Source organism: Planococcus citreus (assembly GCF_003664125.1).
Taxonomy (GTDB): domain Bacteria; phylum Bacillota; class Bacilli; order Bacillales_A; family Planococcaceae; genus Planococcus; species Planococcus citreus.
The window spans coordinates 85,821-103,024 of sequence record NZ_RCCP01000005.1 but is presented as its reverse complement, the minus strand read 5'-3'; the positions used below and the strand labels follow the sequence as shown (position 1 = coordinate 103,024).

The 17,204-nt window shown below is 48.5% G+C and carries 17 protein-coding genes and 1 riboswitch; of the genes, 4 read left to right on the top strand and 13 right to left on the bottom strand.

Features of this window, described 5'->3' with window-relative positions; translation table 11 throughout:
• Window positions 1–78: 78 nt before the first annotated feature.
• The 11 genes from DFR62_RS14760 to DFR62_RS14710 all read right to left on the bottom strand — a co-directional run bounded on the left by DFR62_RS14760 (window position 79) and on the right by DFR62_RS14710 (window position 11,798).
• Window positions 79–1,245 carry a dicarboxylate/amino acid:cation symporter gene (locus tag DFR62_RS14760; protein ID WP_121301080.1) on the bottom strand — a complete coding sequence of 389 codons (1,167 nt, stop codon included), beginning with the start codon at window positions 1,243–1,245 and terminating at the stop codon, window positions 79–81.
• Between the two features lie 237 nt (window positions 1,246–1,482).
• Window positions 1,483–2,313 (bottom strand): MetQ/NlpA family ABC transporter substrate-binding protein, encoded by an 831-nt coding sequence (locus DFR62_RS14755; protein WP_121301079.1) that lies wholly within the window; start codon window positions 2,311–2,313, stop codon window positions 1,483–1,485.
• Window positions 2,314–2,407: 94 nt separating this feature from the next.
• Window positions 2,408–3,076 (bottom strand): methionine ABC transporter permease, encoded by a 669-nt coding sequence (locus DFR62_RS14750; RefSeq protein ID WP_121301078.1) that lies wholly within the window; start codon window positions 3,074–3,076, stop codon window positions 2,408–2,410.
• Window positions 3,069–4,094, bottom strand: coding sequence for a methionine ABC transporter ATP-binding protein (locus DFR62_RS14745; protein ID WP_121301077.1), 1,026 nt, complete (start codon window positions 4,092–4,094; stop codon window positions 3,069–3,071). Before DFR62_RS14745 ends, DFR62_RS14750 begins: the two co-directional genes overlap by 8 nt.
• A gap of 90 nt (window positions 4,095–4,184) precedes the next feature.
• Window positions 4,185–4,289, bottom strand: a riboswitch (SAM riboswitch).
• A 35-nt stretch (window positions 4,290–4,324) separates the two neighbouring features.
• Window positions 4,325–4,648 (bottom strand): thioredoxin family protein, encoded by a 324-nt coding sequence (locus tag DFR62_RS14740; RefSeq protein WP_058381218.1) that lies wholly within the window; start codon window positions 4,646–4,648, stop codon window positions 4,325–4,327.
• A gap of 1 nt (window position 4,649) precedes the next feature.
• The gene (locus tag DFR62_RS14735) at window positions 4,650–4,991 is read right to left on the bottom strand and encodes a ribonuclease M5 (protein ID WP_058381219.1); all 342 of its coding nucleotides are present in this window, start codon (window positions 4,989–4,991) and stop codon (window positions 4,650–4,652) included.
• Window positions 4,992–5,052: 61 nt separating this feature from the next.
• The gene (gcvH, locus tag DFR62_RS14730) at window positions 5,053–5,433 is read right to left on the bottom strand and encodes a glycine cleavage system protein GcvH (protein WP_058381220.1); all 381 of its coding nucleotides are present in this window, start codon (window positions 5,431–5,433) and stop codon (window positions 5,053–5,055) included.
• Window positions 5,434–5,510: 77 nt separating this feature from the next.
• On the bottom strand, window positions 5,511–5,867 hold the full coding sequence (locus DFR62_RS14725) for an arsenate reductase family protein (protein ID WP_167456536.1): 357 nt from the start codon (window positions 5,865–5,867) through the stop codon (window positions 5,511–5,513).
• Between the two features lie 496 nt (window positions 5,868–6,363).
• Complete coding sequence (locus tag DFR62_RS14720; protein WP_058381222.1) at window positions 6,364–8,145, bottom strand: acyl-CoA dehydrogenase family protein; 1,782 nt, start codon at window positions 8,143–8,145, stop codon at window positions 6,364–6,366.
• A 67-nt stretch (window positions 8,146–8,212) separates the two neighbouring features.
• On the bottom strand, window positions 8,213–9,385 hold the full coding sequence (locus tag DFR62_RS14715) for an acetyl-CoA C-acetyltransferase (protein ID WP_121301075.1): 1,173 nt from the start codon (window positions 9,383–9,385) through the stop codon (window positions 8,213–8,215).
• A gap of 28 nt (window positions 9,386–9,413) precedes the next feature.
• Window positions 9,414–11,798: a 3-hydroxyacyl-CoA dehydrogenase/enoyl-CoA hydratase family protein gene (locus tag DFR62_RS14710; RefSeq protein ID WP_121301074.1), complete on the bottom strand. Its 2,385-nt coding sequence runs from the start codon at window positions 11,796–11,798 to the stop codon at window positions 9,414–9,416.
• A 205-nt stretch (window positions 11,799–12,003) separates the two neighbouring features.
• On the opposite strand from DFR62_RS14710, the gene DFR62_RS14705 reads away from it, so the two are divergent.
• The 3 genes from DFR62_RS14705 to DFR62_RS14695 are packed head-to-tail and all read left to right on the top strand — an operon-like array spanning window position 12,004 to window position 13,375.
• A complete protein-coding gene (locus DFR62_RS14705) occupies window positions 12,004–12,324 on the top strand; it encodes a thioredoxin family protein (RefSeq protein WP_121301073.1) in 321 nt (106 codons plus the stop codon).
• A gap of 47 nt (window positions 12,325–12,371) precedes the next feature.
• A complete protein-coding gene (locus DFR62_RS14700) occupies window positions 12,372–12,830 on the top strand; it encodes an STAS domain-containing protein (RefSeq protein ID WP_121301072.1) in 459 nt (152 codons plus the stop codon).
• 23 nt (window positions 12,831–12,853) lie between these two features.
• Window positions 12,854–13,375 carry a cysteine peptidase family C39 domain-containing protein gene (locus DFR62_RS14695; RefSeq protein WP_121301071.1) on the top strand — a complete coding sequence of 174 codons (522 nt, stop codon included), beginning with the start codon at window positions 12,854–12,856 and terminating at the stop codon, window positions 13,373–13,375.
• Here the strand turns inward: DFR62_RS14695 and DFR62_RS14690 are convergent.
• A complete protein-coding gene (locus DFR62_RS14690; protein WP_121301070.1) occupies window positions 13,364–14,242 on the bottom strand; it encodes a 5'-3' exonuclease in 879 nt (292 codons plus the stop codon). The genes DFR62_RS14695 and DFR62_RS14690 overlap by 12 nt on opposite strands.
• Before the next feature lie 313 nt (window positions 14,243–14,555).
• Window positions 14,556–16,052, bottom strand: a complete 1,497-nt coding sequence (locus DFR62_RS14685; RefSeq protein ID WP_121301069.1) for a glycine betaine uptake BCCT transporter — start codon at window positions 16,050–16,052, stop codon at window positions 14,556–14,558.
• 399 nt (window positions 16,053–16,451) lie between these two features.
• Here DFR62_RS14685 and DFR62_RS14680 point away from each other — a divergent pair, with 399 nt between their 5' ends.
• The gene (locus tag DFR62_RS14680) at window positions 16,452–17,186 is read left to right on the top strand and encodes an SDR family oxidoreductase (RefSeq protein ID WP_121301068.1); all 735 of its coding nucleotides are present in this window, start codon (window positions 16,452–16,454) and stop codon (window positions 17,184–17,186) included.
• Window positions 17,187–17,204: the final 18 nt, after the last annotated feature.

Below are 17,204 nucleotides of genomic sequence, written 5' to 3'. Positions count from 1 at the left end.
CCAGCATATAATAGCACAGCCCGTTTTATCCGTATAGAGAGCAGAGAAAAGCCGGAATTCATTGAATTCCGGCATAATTCATGCTTTTTGGGATGGTGTGAAACGATCGACGATATTCGCTAGCGCACCGTCTCCTGTTACATTGGTGGCCGTTCCGAAACTGTCTTGTGCCATATACAATGCAATCATCAACGCGACCATCGTCTCGTCAAAGCCAAGCATCGCTTCAAGCAAGCCGATAGCTGCCATGACCGCGCCACCCGGGACGCCAGGCGCCGCGATCATCGTAACGCCGAGCATGAGGATGAACGGGAAGAAGCTGCCGAATGATGGCGACTGGCCTGTCAGTAAGATGACCCCGATCGCACAAGTGACAAGCGTGATCGTGCTGCCCGACAAATGAATTGTCGCAAACAATGGGATGGTGAAGTCTGCTACACGCTCTTTCACGCCAGTTTTCCGCGCTTGGCGCAAAGTTACCGGAATTGTCGCGGCAGAAGACTGTGTGCCAAGTGCCGTAAAGTATGCCGGCAACATCGTCCGGATCAAACCGAACGGGTTTTTCTTTCTTAATATGCCCGCTGTTGTATATTGTCCCGTTAACATTATCCAATGCATTGCAATGATGAGGATAAAAACAACCGCAAAGAGAGAAAGAATTTCAGCCACTGCGCCTCCGTATGCCATATTCGCAAAAATACCGAAGATGTGGAAAGGCAATAGCGGGATTATGATGACTGAAATAACTTTTTCGATAATCTCCTGGAATTCTTCGAAAAACGACGCCATCGTCTTGCTCCCTGTAGAAGCCATTCCGATTCCCAAGAGGAATGCCAAGATCAAGGCGCTCATAACCCCGAACAATTGAGGAATTTCCAAAGCGATGAAACTTGAAGCAAGGGCATGTTCAGGGTCATCCAAATTGCTCAGTGATCCGCCTTCCATCAAATTCGGCAAAATCGACGATGCCGCGATGAAAGCTAATACTCCTGCAACTATAGTGGATAAATAAGCGATCGCTGTCGCCAGCCCCAATAATTTCCCAGAACCTTTCCCAAGCTTCGCAATCCCTGGTGCGATAAAGCCAAGAATGATTAATGGCACGATAAAATTTAAGAACCCGCCAAAAATCCCTGTAAACGTAGCAAATACACGAACGAGCGCTTCTGGAGCAACCGAGCCGATGAGCACGCCAAGCACGATGGCCAGCACAATCCGCGGCAGTAAACCGAATTGAATTTTCATGATCTTGTCCTCCCTGTGTAAACAGATGTTTATTGTTTATTATGTGAAATTACCACAGTTTTCGAAAAGCTAATAGCTTTTTACTAAAACACGTAATATTTTTATTATTCCGAAAAAATGAACGGAAATTTTTCCCACTTGCATTTGTTCCGGTCATCACTGTCTTTCTTGTAAAACAGGGCAATTCTGCGCATGAAAAAACCAGCCTATTCTTTTATAGAATAGGCTGGCAAAAGTTTATTGTTCGACTGGCACGATTGATCCGTTCCATTCTTCCAAAATGAAATCTTGGATTTCCTGTGATGTCAATACTTCAACCAAGGCTTGGATATCTTCGTTGTTTTCATCTCCTGCTTGTACGGCAATGATGTTAGCGTACGGCGAATCTGAACTTTCAAGAGCGATAGCATCTTCCATTGGGCTCAAGCCAGCATCGATTGCATAGTTTGAGTTAATCAATACAGCATCGCCTTCACCAGCTTCATACATTTGCACAAGCAAAGCCGCTTCATATTCTGTATCGAACTGCAAGTTCTTCTCGTTTTCTACGATATCGCTAGTTTCAGCTGTCGTCTTATCGATGCCTTCTTCCAACGTGATCAAGCCTTCCGCTTCGAGCATAGCCAGGATACGGCCGTGGTCAGCCACTGAATTGCTCATGAGGATTGTCGCATCTTGTGGCAAATCTTCAAGTGATGAGTAATCTTGCGAGTAGACGCCGATTGGTTCGATGTGAATGCCGCCAGCACTTACGAAATCATAGCCATGGTCAGCAATTTGCGATTCCAGGTAAGGCGTGTGTTGGAAATAGTTCGCATCCAAGTCGCCTGATTCCAAATCTTGGTTTGGTAAGATGTAGTCTTGGTATGTCTCAATTTCCAACTCAATGCCCTGTTCTTCCAAAATCGGTTTTGCCTGTTCGAGAATTTCAGCGTGAGGGACATTAGAAGCGCCGACCGTCAGTGTGCTTGTTTCTCCTTCTGATGCGCCGCTGCCGCTTTCTTCTTCTGCGCCACAAGCGGATAATGCCAATACTGCTGCAAATGAACCGAATACTAGTTTTTTCATTACAAATTTCCCCTTTTCTTCTATTAAATGTAGTTTTGTATATCATGGACCAAAAAGCCCCGTTTTATTCAGTGATTCTGAAACAATGCGAAATTTAACGTTTGTCCGCTTTTCCAGTCAAGAAATCTCCGATGAACTGAACGACAAAAACGATAATGAGGATAGCAATGGTCGCCATTAGTGTCACATCTTCGCGGCTTCTTTGGAAACCATCGAGGAATGCCAATGTCCCAAGACCGCCAGCCCCGATGATGCCTGCCATCGCAGTATAACCGACTAAGGCAATGGCGGTAACCGTGATGCCCGAGATCAATGCCGGCTTGGATTCAGGCAGCAGGACCTTGCGGATGATGGTCCAAGTCGTAGCGCCCATCGACCGCGCTGCTTCGATAACGCCTTTATCGATTTCTTTCAATGCGATGAGTACCATGCGGGCGTAAAAAGGAGCTGCCCCGATGATCAATGCAGGAAGTGCTGCGTTCGGCCCGCGAATGCTGCCGATCAAGAATTTTGTAAACGGGATGAGCAAGATAATCAAAATAATGAATGGAATCGAACGGAAAATATTGACGAAAGCGCCTGTCAGCCAGTTGACGATTTTATTTGCCCATAGTTGGTTCGGTGCGGTAAGGAATAAGACGATTCCCAGGACCAATCCAATAACAAATGTGAAAAATGTGGACATTGCCGTCATATAAATGGTTTCGAGTGTTGCTTCCCACATATCCGCCCAATCAACGTTCGGGAATAAAGTTTCAAGCATCGCCCATCACCTCCGTCTGTACATCGTGTGCACCGAGGAACGCTAAAGCTTTGCTTATTTCATCGGCGGGCCCCTTCAGTTGAAGGATGAGCGTGCCGTATGCCCCGCGCTGGGTATGGGAGATATTGCCGTGGACGATATTGACTTCCACCGTATATTCCCGAATCAGCTGTGTCAGGATCGGCTGTTCCGCTTGGTCCCCCACGAATATTAATTTGACCAATTGTCCTTCCGGATATTGTTCGCGCAAATGGCGGACGGTTTCTGCCGAATCTTCCGTCTCGGTCACTTGGGCAACAAATCGCTTGGTGATTGTTTCCTTCGGATGCTGGAAGACATGGAGCACTTCGCCCAGTTCGACGACGCGCCCGCCTTCCATCACTGCCACGCGGTGACAGATTTTCCGGATGACGTGCATTTCGTGCGTGATCAAGACAATCGTCAAGCCGAGTCGCTTATTGATGTCGACCAATAATTCCAATATCGCATCAGTTGTTTGCGGATCAAGTGCCGATGTCGCTTCGTCGCACAGAAGCACTTCCGGATCATTGGCCAGCGCACGGGCGATGCCGACACGCTGCTTCTGTCCACCGGAAAGCTGGGCAGGATATGCACTTTCACGACCTTCCAGGCCAACCAGTTCGATTAACTCTGCTGAACGCTTGCGCCGCTCCTCTTTCCCCACACCCGCGATCTCGAGCGGGAATTCAATGTTCTCGCGCACAGTCCGCGACCACAGCAAATTGAAATGCTGGAAAATCATGCTGACTTTTTGGCGGGCTTTGCGAAGTTTCGGCCCTGAAATCGCTGTGATGTTCTGGCCATTGATCTCAACGGAACCTTCGCTCGGTTTTTCCAGGCCATTCAGAAGGCGGATCAACGTACTTTTTCCCGCTCCGCTATAACCGATAATGCCAAAAATCTCGCCGGCCGGCACCGTTAAGTCGACATGGTCGACAGCCGTCAAGCGCGCTTTGCCAGTATCGAAAACTTTAGTCAATCCTTTTAACTCAATCATGGTTGGGCACTCTCCTAAATCTTTTGCTAATAAAAAAGCCTTCCTGCTCAGATAAGCAGAAAGGCACATGTGTAAACACAATAAACCGTTCTCTCATCTTTCAAAGTTTTCACTTTGAGTGACTTGGCACCATTTCATTTTCATGACGGTTGCCGGGCTTCATCGGGCACTTCCCTCCACCTCTCTGTATAAGAGCTACGCTATTAAGTTAATTTCAGAAATTAAATTTATCATGGCTGGCTGTATTCGTCAACCGTTTTCAATTTCTCATATAGATACGGCACCGACTGGAAAGCGTAGACCTTGTCTGTCACTTGGCCATTCTGTGAAATCAGCAGACACGGCACGCTTTCCACTTCATAAAGCTCCGCCACTTCCTGTACATAATTCAAATTAGCTTTGCCCATTGGAAGGTCTGGCAATAGTTCCGCCACCACGCCGAGCATCTTGCTTGCGACTTGGCACGTACCGCACATCGGCGTATATAGATAATAAGCTGAAACAGGCTGGGTGTTTTTTTCCTTCAGCCATTCTTTATGTGTCCATTCATTCATGCTAGTCATTCCCTGCTACTGGATTTAAGACCCGTACATCTGCTGCGATGAGCACATCAATCAGCTTCCGCAGCGGCGTCGTCGCCACCTCTTTATAGCTTCGGTCGATATGGAAATGGCGGGCTTCCGGAAATTCGCGCTTGATGAGCTTGCGCAGTTTATCGCCGGAAGCATCCGCATCGACGAGGATGATGATATCCTGCCCTTCAAAAGGCAACAGCATTTCTTCGAGTCTTGTAGCACTTACTGTACCATTTGTGCAAAGAATCGTCACGGGTTCTGCAATCAATGGCGCTATCCGGGTTTTGTCGCTGATCCCTTCAACCACTATCACTTTCTCCATAAGTAATCCCCCCAGAAAACCATATATGAAAAAAAGCGCCATGAAGAGGCGCTTTCAGAACTTACTCGTTTGTCATTTCTTTATATTCGTCAGCTGACATCAATGCATTGACCTCATCTTCGGAAGGGGCTTCCACAACGACCATCCACGCTTTTTCATAAGGGGATTCGTTGACGAATTCCGGGCTGTCTTCAAGCTCAGAATTGACTTCGACGATTTTGCCGCTGATCGGCGCATACAATTCCGATACTGTTTTAACGGACTCGACGCTGCCGAATGGCTCGTCTTTTTTCAGCTCGTCGCCGACTTGCGGAAGCTCGACAAATACGATGTCTCCAAGTTCATCTTGCGCGAAATGAGTGATGCCGATACGTGCTTTGCCGTCTTCGACTTTGACCCATTCGTGTTCTTTTGAATAGCGAAGCTCTTGTGGTGTGCTCATCCAAACCCCTCCAAATATGTAATTGACTCAATTTTAGTTTGCCACAACCAGGAATGAAAAACAAGATGACAAACTTGTCAGCTCCATGTATTTGCGTAAGCGTCTTCCTTGAAACCGAGTGTCGCCTGAGAACCGTCCCATGCGAGCGGGCGTTTGATGAGCATGCCGTCCGCTGCCAGCAATTCGTATTGCTCATCTGCTGACATTTCCGGCAGCTTTTCCTTCAGTTCGAGTTCACGGTATTTCTTGCCGCTCGTATTGAAAAACTTCTTCAGCTCGATGCCGCTTGCTTCGTGAATTTCTTTCAATTGCGCTGCGGATGGCGGGTTTTGCGAAATATCGATATAGTCGAACTCCGCGCCATTCGCTTCAAGCCATTTCTTGCCTTTTTGGCAGGTCGAGCATTTCGGGTAAGCGTAATACTGGATCATCAAATCTCCTCCTGTCTTGTAAATCAAGCATATCAAAATGCCACAGAGCAGTCGACTGGAAGGGAGTTAGTGAAAATTGAATTGAAAATGTGACTTTCTTGTATGAAAAATCGGATGTCCATTTCGACGGACGCTTTCCGCGGACACGGCTTCAGCCGCTTCCTTCGCTGCGCTCAGTCCAGGGTCTTCAGCTCGTGCTATTTCCGCAGGAGTCGCCGTCTCCATTCCCATCCGGTATTGTGTATTGAACGAAGGAAAAACCTTAAATGCTAATTAAATCTCACCGTTTCTGTTGCTCTCAGAAGAAACACTTTATACAAAAATTATAAAACTCCTCTTCTTGCATGTCTTAAACAAAAAAAGGTTTCGTAGCGACGGAGGAGGCTTGGGTGCGAGCCCACGGAAAGCGAGCGATAAGCATCGGAAAATACGACTTCCCAATTATATCGACAACCTTAAAAAACAGGAAGGGTTTCCCCTTCCTGTTTTGTGCAATCTATTAGACGACGTATTTTTCTACACTGATCAATTTTTCGGATGCTTCGCGTTTTTTCGCGATCAAGTTGTACGGCGTTGAACGCGTCAACTTGCGGAGTGCGGACAGCATCATGCGCTGGTTGTCGCCATCGATTGCTGCGATCAAGGTTTCTTTCGCGTCTTTCTCGATTTCCTCCAAAGCTTCCTGGCAGAAGATCTGCGTATAAAGAAGTTTCTGCTTCGCCTTTTCTTCGCCGCTTGCTGCGATCGCTTTTTCTGTGCGCAAGACAACCGATTCCATCGCGAAGACATTGCTGACGATATCCGCGATGTTCACGAGCACTTCCTGTTCTGCTTCAAGTTTCTTGCCGTAAGTCTGTGCGGCAAGGCCTGCAGCGAGGATGGCAATTTTCTTCGCATTTTTCACTAATGCTTTTTCCTGTGCCAAAGCTTCGGTTCCGACTTCTTCAGGCATCATCATCAACAATTCTTCCTGCAAAGCTTGTGCATGTTGCAATAGCGGCAATTCGCCTTTCATTGCTTTGCGTAGCAGTGTGCCAGGTACAAGCAGGCGGTTGATTTCGTTTGTTCCTTCGAAGATCCGGTTTATGCGGGAATCGCGGTAGATGCGCTCGATTTCATATTCCTGCATAAAGCCGTAGCCGCCGTGCAGCTGGACGCCTTCATCAACGATATAATCCAGAGTTTCTGTTCCGAAGAATTTATTCAACGAACATTCGATGGCAAATTCCGCGATGGAATCCGCGACCAGTTTGCCGTCAGCCTGCTGTTCATCCGTGAAGCCGCTCATGCGGTCTTCGAACAAGCCGACTGTGCGGTAAACGGAACTTTCAACCGCATACAATTTGGATGCCATTGTCGCCAATTTCTCTTTCGTCAGGTTGAAAGAAGAGATCGGCGTCTTGAATTGCTGGCGCTGGTTCGTGTAAGGAATGGTCAATTCCATAGCACGCTTGGATGCGCCGATTGTGCCGACACCGAGTTTGTAGCGCCCGATGTTCAAAATATTGAAGGCGATGATATGTCCGCGCCCTGCTTCACCAAGAAGATTTTCCACTGGCACTTCTGCGTCTTCCAAGATCAATGTACGTGTGGAAGACGATTTGATGCCCATTTTCTTTTCTTCCGGACCAACCGATACGCCCCCGAAGTCGCGCTCAACGATAAATGCCGAGAACTGTTCACCGTCGATTTTTGCATAGACGACGAAGACATCCGCAAATCCTGCGTTTGTGATCCACTGTTTTTCACCATTCAAGACGTAATGTGTACCCGCTTCGTTCAGTTTCGCAACTGTTTTCGCACCCAAAGCATCCGATCCGGAGCTTGGCTCTGTCAAGGCGTATGCTGCGATTTTCTCGCCCGTTGCAAGAACCGGCAAGTATTTCTTTTTCTGTTCTTCGTTACCGAATAGGACGATCGGCAATGAACCGATGCCCACGTGTGCGCCGTGAGTGATGGAGAAGCCGCCCGCTTTGGACATTTTCTCAGCAATCAAGGCCGACGCGATTTTGTCGAGCCCGAGCCCGTCGTATTGTTCCGGAACGTCTGCCCCAAGGAGCCCGAGTTCGCCGGCTTTCTTCAGAAGCTTGACGGAATGTTCGAATTCATGGTTCTCCAACTTTTCGACCAAAGGCATAACTTCCGTGTTGACGTAATCCTCTGTCGTTTTGGCGATCATTTTATGCTCTTCCGTGAAATCTTCCGGCGTGAACACACGCGATAAGTCTGCATCTTCGATCAAGAAGCTTCCGCCTTTGATCAATGTTTTTTCTTGTTCCATTTTCCATTCCTCCCAATTTATCGTTTATCTTGAATCCCCTAGTTAACCGTATCCCTTAAAGTTCTCTTTACAACATTTCGAAGACGCCTGCTGCGCCCATTCCTCCGCCGATGCACATCGTGACGACGCCAAATTGTTTGTTCTGGCGCTTCAATTCGCTGAGCATGCGCAAGGTCAAAATCGAACCTGTCGCACCTAGCGGATGGCCGAGTGCGATGGCGCCGCCGTTCAAATTGATCTTATCCATATCCAGGCCAAGCTCTCGGATAACGCCAAGCGATTGAGACGCAAATGCTTCGTTCAGTTCCCAGACGTCGATATCGTCTTTCGTCAGGCCGGCCAGTTTCAAGGCTTTCGGAATCGCGACGACCGGGCCGATACCCATGACTTCGGGCGGAACGCCGCCTGTTGCGAATGAACGGAATTTCGCGATCGGCTTAAGGCCAAGCGCTTCCGCTTTTTCACGGTCCATGACGAGCACTGAACCTGCGCCGTCAGAAGTCTGCGAAGAGTTGCCCGCTGTCACCGTGCCGCGTGCCGAGAATGCCGCACGCAATTTATTGAGTGTCTGGATGGATGTGCCGTGGCGTACCCCTTCGTCCATTTCAAACATAAACGATTTTTCCTGGTATTTATTCTGGCTATCGACATAGCGTTGGATCACTTCGACCGGAACGATTTCATCGACGAAGTGGCCTTTTTCGATCGCCCTAGCTGCATTTTCATGGGACCGGACCGCAAATGCATCCTGGTCTTCCCGGCTAACGCCGTATTGTGTCGCTACTTGTTCTGCCGTATGCCCCATGCTCATATAATATTGTGGTGCGGTTTCGGCGATTTTAGCATTCGGCCGCAGCACGTTGCCCATCATTGGCACCATGCTCATCGATTCAACACCGCCGGCAACAATCGCTTCAGCATGGCCGACCATGATTCGTTCAGCGGCATAAGCGATCGACTGCAAGCCCGATGAACAAAAGCGATTGACGGTAACTGCCGGCGTCGTATCCGGAAGCCCTGCGAGTGCCCCGATGTTGCGGGCAATGTTCATGCCTTGTTCTGCTTCGGGCATAGCACACCCCATAATCAAATCATCAATGGGGCCGTCATATCCAGCCCGCTTCAATGTTTCCCGTACGACGAGTGCCCCGAAATCATCCGGGCGCACCGAGGCAAGAGAACCTTTTTTCGCTTTTCCGACCGGTGTTCTGGCTCCGGCCACAATTACTGCTTCGCGCATATCATTTCCTCCTCTATCTAATCGGCGATCAATTGCGTAATGGTTTCCCTTTGACAAGCATATGTTGCATGCGCTGCTGTGACTTCGGTTCAGCAACGAGGCTCAGGAAGGCTTCGCGTTCCAAATCGAGCAAATACTGCTCATCGACTTTCGTGCCGTATGGCAATTTGCCTCCTGACAATACATAAGCCAGTTTCTTGGCGATTTTCATATCGTGTTCGCTGATATAGCCGGACAATAACATACCTTCAGCCCCAAGCAACATCGCCGCATAGCCTGCTTCCCCTGCAACCGGTACTTTTTCTCTTCTCGGCGCCTGGTAGCCATTATCGTGGAGCGACAATGCCAATTGCTTTGCATCGTAGATCAAATGGTCGCTATTGACGCTGATGCCGTCGACGAAATTCAGGAAATTGTTTTCACGTGCTTCGTCTGCCGATGTCGACACTTTCGCAGTCGCGATCGATTCGAACACGCCCGCTGCCAAGTTGACATAGTCTGCCGTGACATGATTCGGCAAGCCTTTCAATTGTTTCATATACAATTCCTTGTTTCCGCCGCCGCCCGGAATGAGCCCAACGCCTGCTTCGACTAAGCCCATATAGGTTTCCATAGATGCCTGTACACGTGCTGCCGGCAGGATGACTTCCGCCCCGCCGCCGAGTGTCATGCCGAATGGTGCCGCTACGACCGGCTTCGAGCTGTATTTCAATTTCAGCATGGCGTTCTGGAACGTACGGATCGTCAAATCCAGTTCAAAGATATTGTCGTCTTGTGCTTCCATCAAAATCATGCCAAGGTTGGCGCCAACACAGAAGTTCTTTCCTTGGTTGCCGATGACGAGTCCTTTGAAGTTTTTCTCGACTTCGTCCACAGCGAAATTAATCATTTGCATGATATCGAGCCCGATCGCGTTCGAACGCGAATGGAATTCGAGCAATGCGATGCCGTCTCCAAGATCGATCAAGCTTGCGCCGGAATTCGATTTGATGACGCCGTGCTTTTTCTTGTAACGTTTCAAGTCGATCACTTTTTCATTGACCGGAACAGGCTGGTAATCTGAACCGTCGAAATAATACAGATCGCCGTTCTCTTCTTTATAGAAGGAATCAAAGCCTTTTTCCAATAGCGCTTGTGCAAATGCCGGTACTTCTAGGCCTTGAGCAGCCATTTTTTCTGTCGACTGCTTGACGCCGGTTGCGTCCCATACTTCAAATGGACCTTGTTCCCAGCCGAAGCCCCATTTCATGGCGTTGTCGATGGCGACGATGTCGTCTGCAATCTCGCCATGAAGCTGTGCGGAATAGACGAGTGTCGGAGCGAGGATGCTCCACAGCAATTCGCCTGTGCGGTCGTCTGCATAAACGAGCGTCTTCATTTTCGCGGACAAGCCTTTTTGCTGCTTGGCCATTTCCTGTGAAGGCGTTTTCAATTTTTGCGCTGGGCGATATTCCATTGTTTCCGGGTCGAGCTCCAGAATTTCTTTGTCTTTCTTTTGGAAAAAGCCTTGTTTAGCTTTGGCGCCAATCCAGCCGTTTTCGACCATGTTCTTCATGAATTCAGGCGTTTTGAACACTTGCTGTTCTTCGCCTTCGGTTTGATCGTAAACGTTTTTCGAAACATGCATAAACGTATCCAGGCCTACGACATCGAGTGTACGGAATGTCGCCGATTTCGGGCGGCCAATCAATGGGCCGGTAACGGAATCCACTTCACCGACAGAATAGCCGCGGTTTTGCATTTCACGGACCGTGACGAGCAAGCCGTATGTGCCGATGCGGTTGGCGATGAAGTTCGGTGTATCTTTTGCCAAGACGACACCTTTACCTAAGCGGTCTTCGCCGAATTGCTGCATGAATTCAACGACTTCGGGAGCTGTCGCTTCTGCCGGAATGACTTCAAGCAATTTCAAATAGCGCGGCGGGTTGAAGAAATGGGTGCCGAGGAAATGCTTCTGGAAATCTTCCGAGCGCCCTTCTGACATCGCATTGATGCTGATGCCTGATGTATTGGAGGAAATGATGGTGCCGGGCTTTCTGACCGCATCCACCTTTTCATAGAGTGATTTCTTGATATCCAAGTTTTCTACGATGACTTCAATGATCCAATCCACATCGGATAATTTCTCGAGATCGTCTTCTAAATTGCCTGGCGTGATCAACTGCAAATTTTTCTTTTGTGTCAGCGGAGCAGGCTTTTGTTTCAATAGTTTTTGAGTGGCAGTCGCTGCGATCCGGTTGCGGACTGCTTTATCTTCAAGCGTTAGCCCTTTCGCTTGTTCTTCTTTTGTCACTTCTTTCGGCACAATGTCGAGCAGCATGACCGGAATTCCGATATTGGCTAGATGAGCTGCGATTCCAGATCCCATGACGCCAGATCCGAGCACGGCTGCTTTTTTGATTTTGTATGACACGAGCAAACCCTCCTATTTTTGAATGAACACTCATTCATTTTCTGGGTAAAAAAAAGAAATACTTTCCTTCTCGTTCTTAGTGTAAATTATTTTTCCTATTTTCGCAATATTTAATCGGAAGATTTTTCTGCCGCTTTTATCCAAGCGCTTGGAGAGAAAGCAAAAAAAGGGTAAGATTAAAAGGACTATTAAAGGAGGCATTTTAATGAAATCCCTAAAAACAACTGAACAGTTCAACGATACAATCCAAAACGGCGAACCAGTCATCGTGAAATTCCAGGCTGGCTGGTGCCCTGACTGCACGCGCATGGATATGTTCATCGATCCGATCATCGAGCAATACGACAACTACCAATGGTTTGACGTCAACCGTGACGAACTGCCAGAAATCGCAGAGCAGTACGAAGTGATGGGCATCCCGAGCCTGCTGATCTTCAAGGACGGCGTGAAACAAGCACATCTGCATAGTGCCAATGCCAAGACCCCCGCTTCTGTCATCCACTTCCTGGAAGAGCAAAAAGCTTAAAGGCGAAAGCCCGATATTTACGAATACTATAAAACAGAGGTGCCGAAATGGATCCGCAACAAGAAATTAAGGAATTGCAAGACCTCGTGGCGTATTACCAAGACGTCATCTACAACATGTCGGCACCGATCATCCCATCGATTGTCCCGAATACCATTCTCGTGCCGATTGCCGGGTATATCTTCCGCGACCGCTTCGAGACGATCCGGACAAAAGTACTCGATTATGCCGATAACCACCGCGATACGGAACAAGCGATTTTCGACTTCACCGGAGTGACTATGCAAGACGTCCAATCGTTTGATTTCAATGAGCTCGCACTCGAACTGACCCAATTGAACAGCGCCTTGAAATTGATGGGCTTACGCGGCATTTATGTCGGCTTCAACCCTCGCTTCGTCAGGGAAATTGTCCACGCCGGCATTCACGTTGAGCTGGAAGTCTATACGACATTCCGCAGCGCCTTGCAAACTTTGCTCGATGAACGAGAAGCCAAGCTGCGCTGAACCGTTTAAAAGGAGGATGCATCATGAAAGTGCTGCTGCCTTTTCAAGCCATGAACCAATACGCTGAACATGTACCTGCTGCTTACCGTGCTTCTGCATGCGGGCCCGTCACTGCTGCGTCGATTCTCCTCTACCATGAAGGTGTGGCACCGGGGATCGGGCCGCTTTATAAATATCTCGGGACGACGCCGATCGGATTGAGCGCTTTTTGCCTGATCCGGCGATTGAGAAAAATGGCTTGGCCGCGGTATGACATCAAGCGGGTTCGCACGACTGAACAGATCAAACTGCAACTCGATGCCGGCTATCCGCTCGCTGTGAAATTCGACCGTTATTTTTCAATGCGTTGGTGCCAAAAAACCACTTTCGCCTATCACTGGGTTCCGCTCATCGGTTATGAGGAAACTCCGGACGATTTGCTTCTGTATATTCACGACAACGGACAAAAAAACCGCCCGAGCAAGCTGCGGGCGGTGTCGTTCCGGGAGAACCGGGGCGTATTGAGTTTCGTCCAGATTTCACCGGTGTCGAAGTCAGATAAATGATTTTTCCAAAAGTCTTGCGAGCAGACGGAATTCCCGTTCGTCGCATATCCTCACCAAATCAGAAGAATAATCGGGCACTGCGATTTCCTCGAGTGCCACATCGAGCTGGAGGTCATCTTTGATGACCGCCAGCTTTTTTGATAGCGCGAGCATATCCTGATGTTCTTCGATTTTCTTTTTCTGGGCCGGCTTCAAGTCCTCAATATGTTCCAGGACGCCTTCTACCGAACCATAGCGCTGAATCAACTGAAGCGCCGTCTTCGGGCCGATGCCTTTGACACCTGGATAGCCGTCGCTCGGGTCGCCCATAAACGCTTTCACATCGGCGAACTGCTCCGGCAAGATGCCATATTCTTCACCGAATCGCGCTTCGGTATAGAGGTCATAGATATGGAAGCCTTTTTTCATGAAAGCGATCTTGACCGATGGGTTCAATAGCTGAAGCATGTCTTTATCGCCGGTAATAATCGTATAGTCTGCCTCGTCAGGCCATTTTTTCGTAAACGAGCCGATAAAATCATCCGCTTCGATGCCCTTTTCGCCGTAATTTTTCCATCCCAGAAGCTCAGAAACTTCACGTGCTTGGTCGAATTGATGCAACATATCTTCAGGCGGCGCCGGCCGGTTTGCCTTATAGCCGTCGAACAAGTCTGTGCGGAACGTATGCGCGCCCATATCCCAGCACACGGCGATATGGGTCGGCTTCATCAATGATTTTGCGGTGAGCACGTGGCGAGCGAATCCTTGCACACCGTTTGTCGCGAGCCCGCTTTCTGTGCGGAAAAATTGCCCGACGCCCGCAGTGGCAAAATACGAACGGAACAATACCGCCATTCCGTCTACAAGCATAATATGTGGTTTTTCCAAAAAATACTCCTCCATTCAACACGATTTCCATTATCCATTATACGCGACTTTCCATAGAAAAAGGGTGCCGGACTTCCGGCACCCTTTTCGTTCTGTGTTTTCCGAAGCTACTTGCTTGCTTTCCGTGGGGCGGGAATCGAGCCTCCTCAACCGCTTCGCGGTCTGCGGGGTCTCTCAAACCCGCTGATCCCACAGGAGTCAAGCAAACGCTTCTCCAAACACTTAGACAGTTCACTGAATTTTTTATATAGGATAAGCTTTTGATCACTTTTACATATAGAAAGCTATCCTCTAGTTCAGCATCTTTTATAGCTTATCGTTTGCGCTTGATTGCTTTGTATTCAAGGTTCAAGGCTTTATAGAACGACGCCATCATCAATAGCATGATGAACGAGAACGGGAAGGCGGCGATAATCAATGCCGTCTGCAAGGACCCGAGCCCGCCTGCAAAGAGCAGGATGACCGCGATGGTCGATTGCGCAATCCCCCATGTCAGCTTCACGGCGTTCGCTGGGTCCAGCGATCCGTTGGAAGTCTGCATGCCGAGTACAAATGTAGCTGAGTCGGCAGAAGTGATAAAGAAAGTCGAAATGAGCAACACTGCCACAATCGACAACAACATGCCAAGCGGCAATTCATTAAACACGGCGAACAATGTTTCTTCTGTCAACAATCCAGTCAAATCGACGCCGCTGCTTTGCACATCGATTGCCGTTGTGCCAAATGCCGCGAACCAGATGAAGCTGATGAACGTCGGAATGAGCAAGACGCCAAACAGGAATTCCCGGATGGTCCGGCCTTTGGAAACGCGGGCAATGAAAATCCCGACAAATGGCGACCAAGAGATCCACCATGCCCAATAGAAGATCGTCCAACCGTCAATCCATGAGCGGTTTTCGCCATTGATCGGGGCAGAACGGAAACTCATATTGATCAAGTTTTGGAAATAGCTTCCGAGTGAATCGGTGAACATGTTGAAAATCAATAAGGTCGGCCCAAGAACGATTACCAAAATGAGCAAGGTAATAGCAAGCACCATATTGGTATTCGACAAGTACTTGATCCCTTTGCTGATGCCTGACCAAGAGGAAACCATAAACAGCACAGTGACGACTGCGATGATGATGATTTGCGTAATCAGGCTATCCCCTGGAATGCCGTCAAACAAATACGCGAGCCCTCCATTGATCTGGATGGCACCGAAGCCAAGTGTCGTCGCGACACCGACCGCTGTAGCGAATACAGCAATAACGTCAACAAGAACACCCCACGGGCCTTTCATGCGGTCGCCGAACAATGGGCGAAGCGTCGAGGAAATAAGCCCTGGCTCACCTTTACGGAATTGGAAGTATGCCAGCGATAATGCAACTACTGCGTAAATTGCCCATGCATGGATGCCCCAGTGGAAAAATGTAAAACGCATGGATTCCCGGAACGCTTCCTGAGATCCCGGCTCAGCTGTCGCCGGGTCGATCGCGAAATGCGATAGCGGCTCTGCCGCACCCCAGAATACGAGCCCGATACCCATGCCCGCTGAGAACAGCATTGCAATCCATGTTGCAAATGAATATTCCGGCTTGTCTGTGTCTTTCCCTAATTTAATCTGTCCCATTGGACTAACAAGGAAGTACAAGCAAAAGATAACCATTACTGAAACGATCAATAAATAATACCAACCGAACGAAGTAGTCAGGAACGATTCCATATTGCCGGTAACTTCCGCAAAATGTTCTGGAGCAAGCGCACCGTAGCCAACTGCCAAAGCAATTAGAACGATCGAGATCCAAAACACGTTTGTTACTTTCTTCATATAGTCTCCTCCTTTAAATTTCTTCACAAGATATTACGCTACGGAACATTGGCGCGCTTGTCAACTGTCTGAATTATGTATCAACTAAAGCACTTAGGTTCAATATCAAATACCCATCAACCTGCGGAATGAAACAATGGAAATTAAGACCAATTGCCCATGGAAATAGTTGGAATCCGCTTGCATGACTTCGTGCTCCAATTCTTAAACTTCCATCTCTCTTTTTCAAGTCATTCGAAGCCACGCATCTTGCCAAAACACCCATAAGCAGAGCATTCGACACTGCATAATCAGCACTTGTTTAGAAAAGCCATAGTTGCGGGTAAGGAAATAAGATGTCTTTATTTCAGGACATTTTCGCCATCATTTAAAATAAAACAGAACTGGAGCTGAATAGATATGACAGAGAAAAATACTGCAATCATTACAGGGGCAAGCAGTGGTATCGGTCAAGCTACTGCAAAGGAACTGGCAGCAAGAGGCTACCACGTCATGCTCGCTGCACGGCGCGAAGAGCGCTTAGTGGACTTGAAAAAAGAAATCGAAGCTGAAGGCGGAAGCGCTGATTATAAAGTAACCGATGTCACCTCAGCCGATGAAATGAAATCACTAGCACAAGCGGCATTAGAGAAAACCGGAAAAATTGACATCCTCGTCAATAATGCCGGACTTATGCCATTGTCCTATATGAATAAGCTGAAACTCGATGAATGGGACCAGATGGTCGACGTTAACATTAAAGGCGTGCTTTACGGCATCGCGGCTGTTCTTCCGATCATGGAAGAACAGAAATCCGGCCACATCTTGAACGTTTCCTCTGTGGCAGGCCATCAAGTCATGAAAGGCAGCGCCGTTTACAGCGGCACGAAATACGCGGTGCGCGCCATTTCAGATGGGCTGCGCCAAGAGATCGATCCATCGCATGAAATCCGCGTGACCATCGTATCGCCAGGTGCGGTCGCAACCGAATTGACAGATACCATCACTGATGATGATGTACTCGACAGCTTCAAGAGCATGTCCATGGAACCGCTACAGGCGGAAGATATCGCGAATGCTATCGGCTATGCGGTGGAACAGCCATCACACGTCGACGTTAACGAAATCTTGATCCGCCCGAGACAACAGCCTTAAGAAAAAGAATGGAGACGA

Bases quoted from the DNA above. Each gene is read 5' to 3' on its own strand.
- DFR62_RS14750 (WP_121301078.1), bottom strand. From the start codon at position 3,076: ATGCTTGAAACTTTATTCCCGAACGTTGATTGGGCGGATATGTGGGAA.
- DFR62_RS14760 (WP_121301080.1), bottom strand. From the start codon at position 1,245: ATGAAAATTCAATTCGGTTTACTGCCGCGGATTGTGCTGGCCATCGTG.
- DFR62_RS14680 (WP_121301068.1), top strand. From the start codon at position 16,452: ATGACAGAGAAAAATACTGCAATCATTACAGGGGCAAGCAGTGGTATC.
- DFR62_RS14695 (WP_121301071.1), top strand. From the start codon at position 12,854: ATGAAAGTGCTGCTGCCTTTTCAAGCCATGAACCAATACGCTGAACAT.
- DFR62_RS14705 (WP_121301073.1), top strand. From the start codon at position 12,004: ATGAAATCCCTAAAAACAACTGAACAGTTCAACGATACAATCCAAAAC.
- DFR62_RS14685 (WP_121301069.1), bottom strand. From the start codon at position 16,052: ATGAAGAAAGTAACAAACGTGTTTTGGATCTCGATCGTTCTAATTGCT.
- DFR62_RS14745 (WP_121301077.1), bottom strand. From the start codon at position 4,094: ATGATTGAGTTAAAAGGATTGACTAAAGTTTTCGATACTGGCAAAGCG.
- DFR62_RS14740 (WP_058381218.1), bottom strand. From the start codon at position 4,648: ATGAATGAATGGACACATAAAGAATGGCTGAAGGAAAAAAACACCCAG.
- DFR62_RS14755 (WP_121301079.1), bottom strand. From the start codon at position 2,313: ATGAAAAAACTAGTATTCGGTTCATTTGCAGCAGTATTGGCATTATCC.
- DFR62_RS14735 (WP_058381219.1), bottom strand. From the start codon at position 4,991: ATGGAGAAAGTGATAGTGGTTGAAGGGATCAGCGACAAAACCCGGATA.
- DFR62_RS14715 (WP_121301075.1), bottom strand. From the start codon at position 9,385: ATGCGCGAAGCAGTAATTGTGGCCGGAGCCAGAACACCGGTCGGAAAA.
- DFR62_RS14700 (WP_121301072.1), top strand. From the start codon at position 12,372: ATGGATCCGCAACAAGAAATTAAGGAATTGCAAGACCTCGTGGCGTAT.
- gcvH (WP_058381220.1), bottom strand. From the start codon at position 5,433: ATGAGCACACCACAAGAGCTTCGCTATTCAAAAGAACACGAATGGGTC.
- DFR62_RS14720 (WP_058381222.1), bottom strand. From the start codon at position 8,145: ATGGAACAAGAAAAAACATTGATCAAAGGCGGAAGCTTCTTGATCGAA.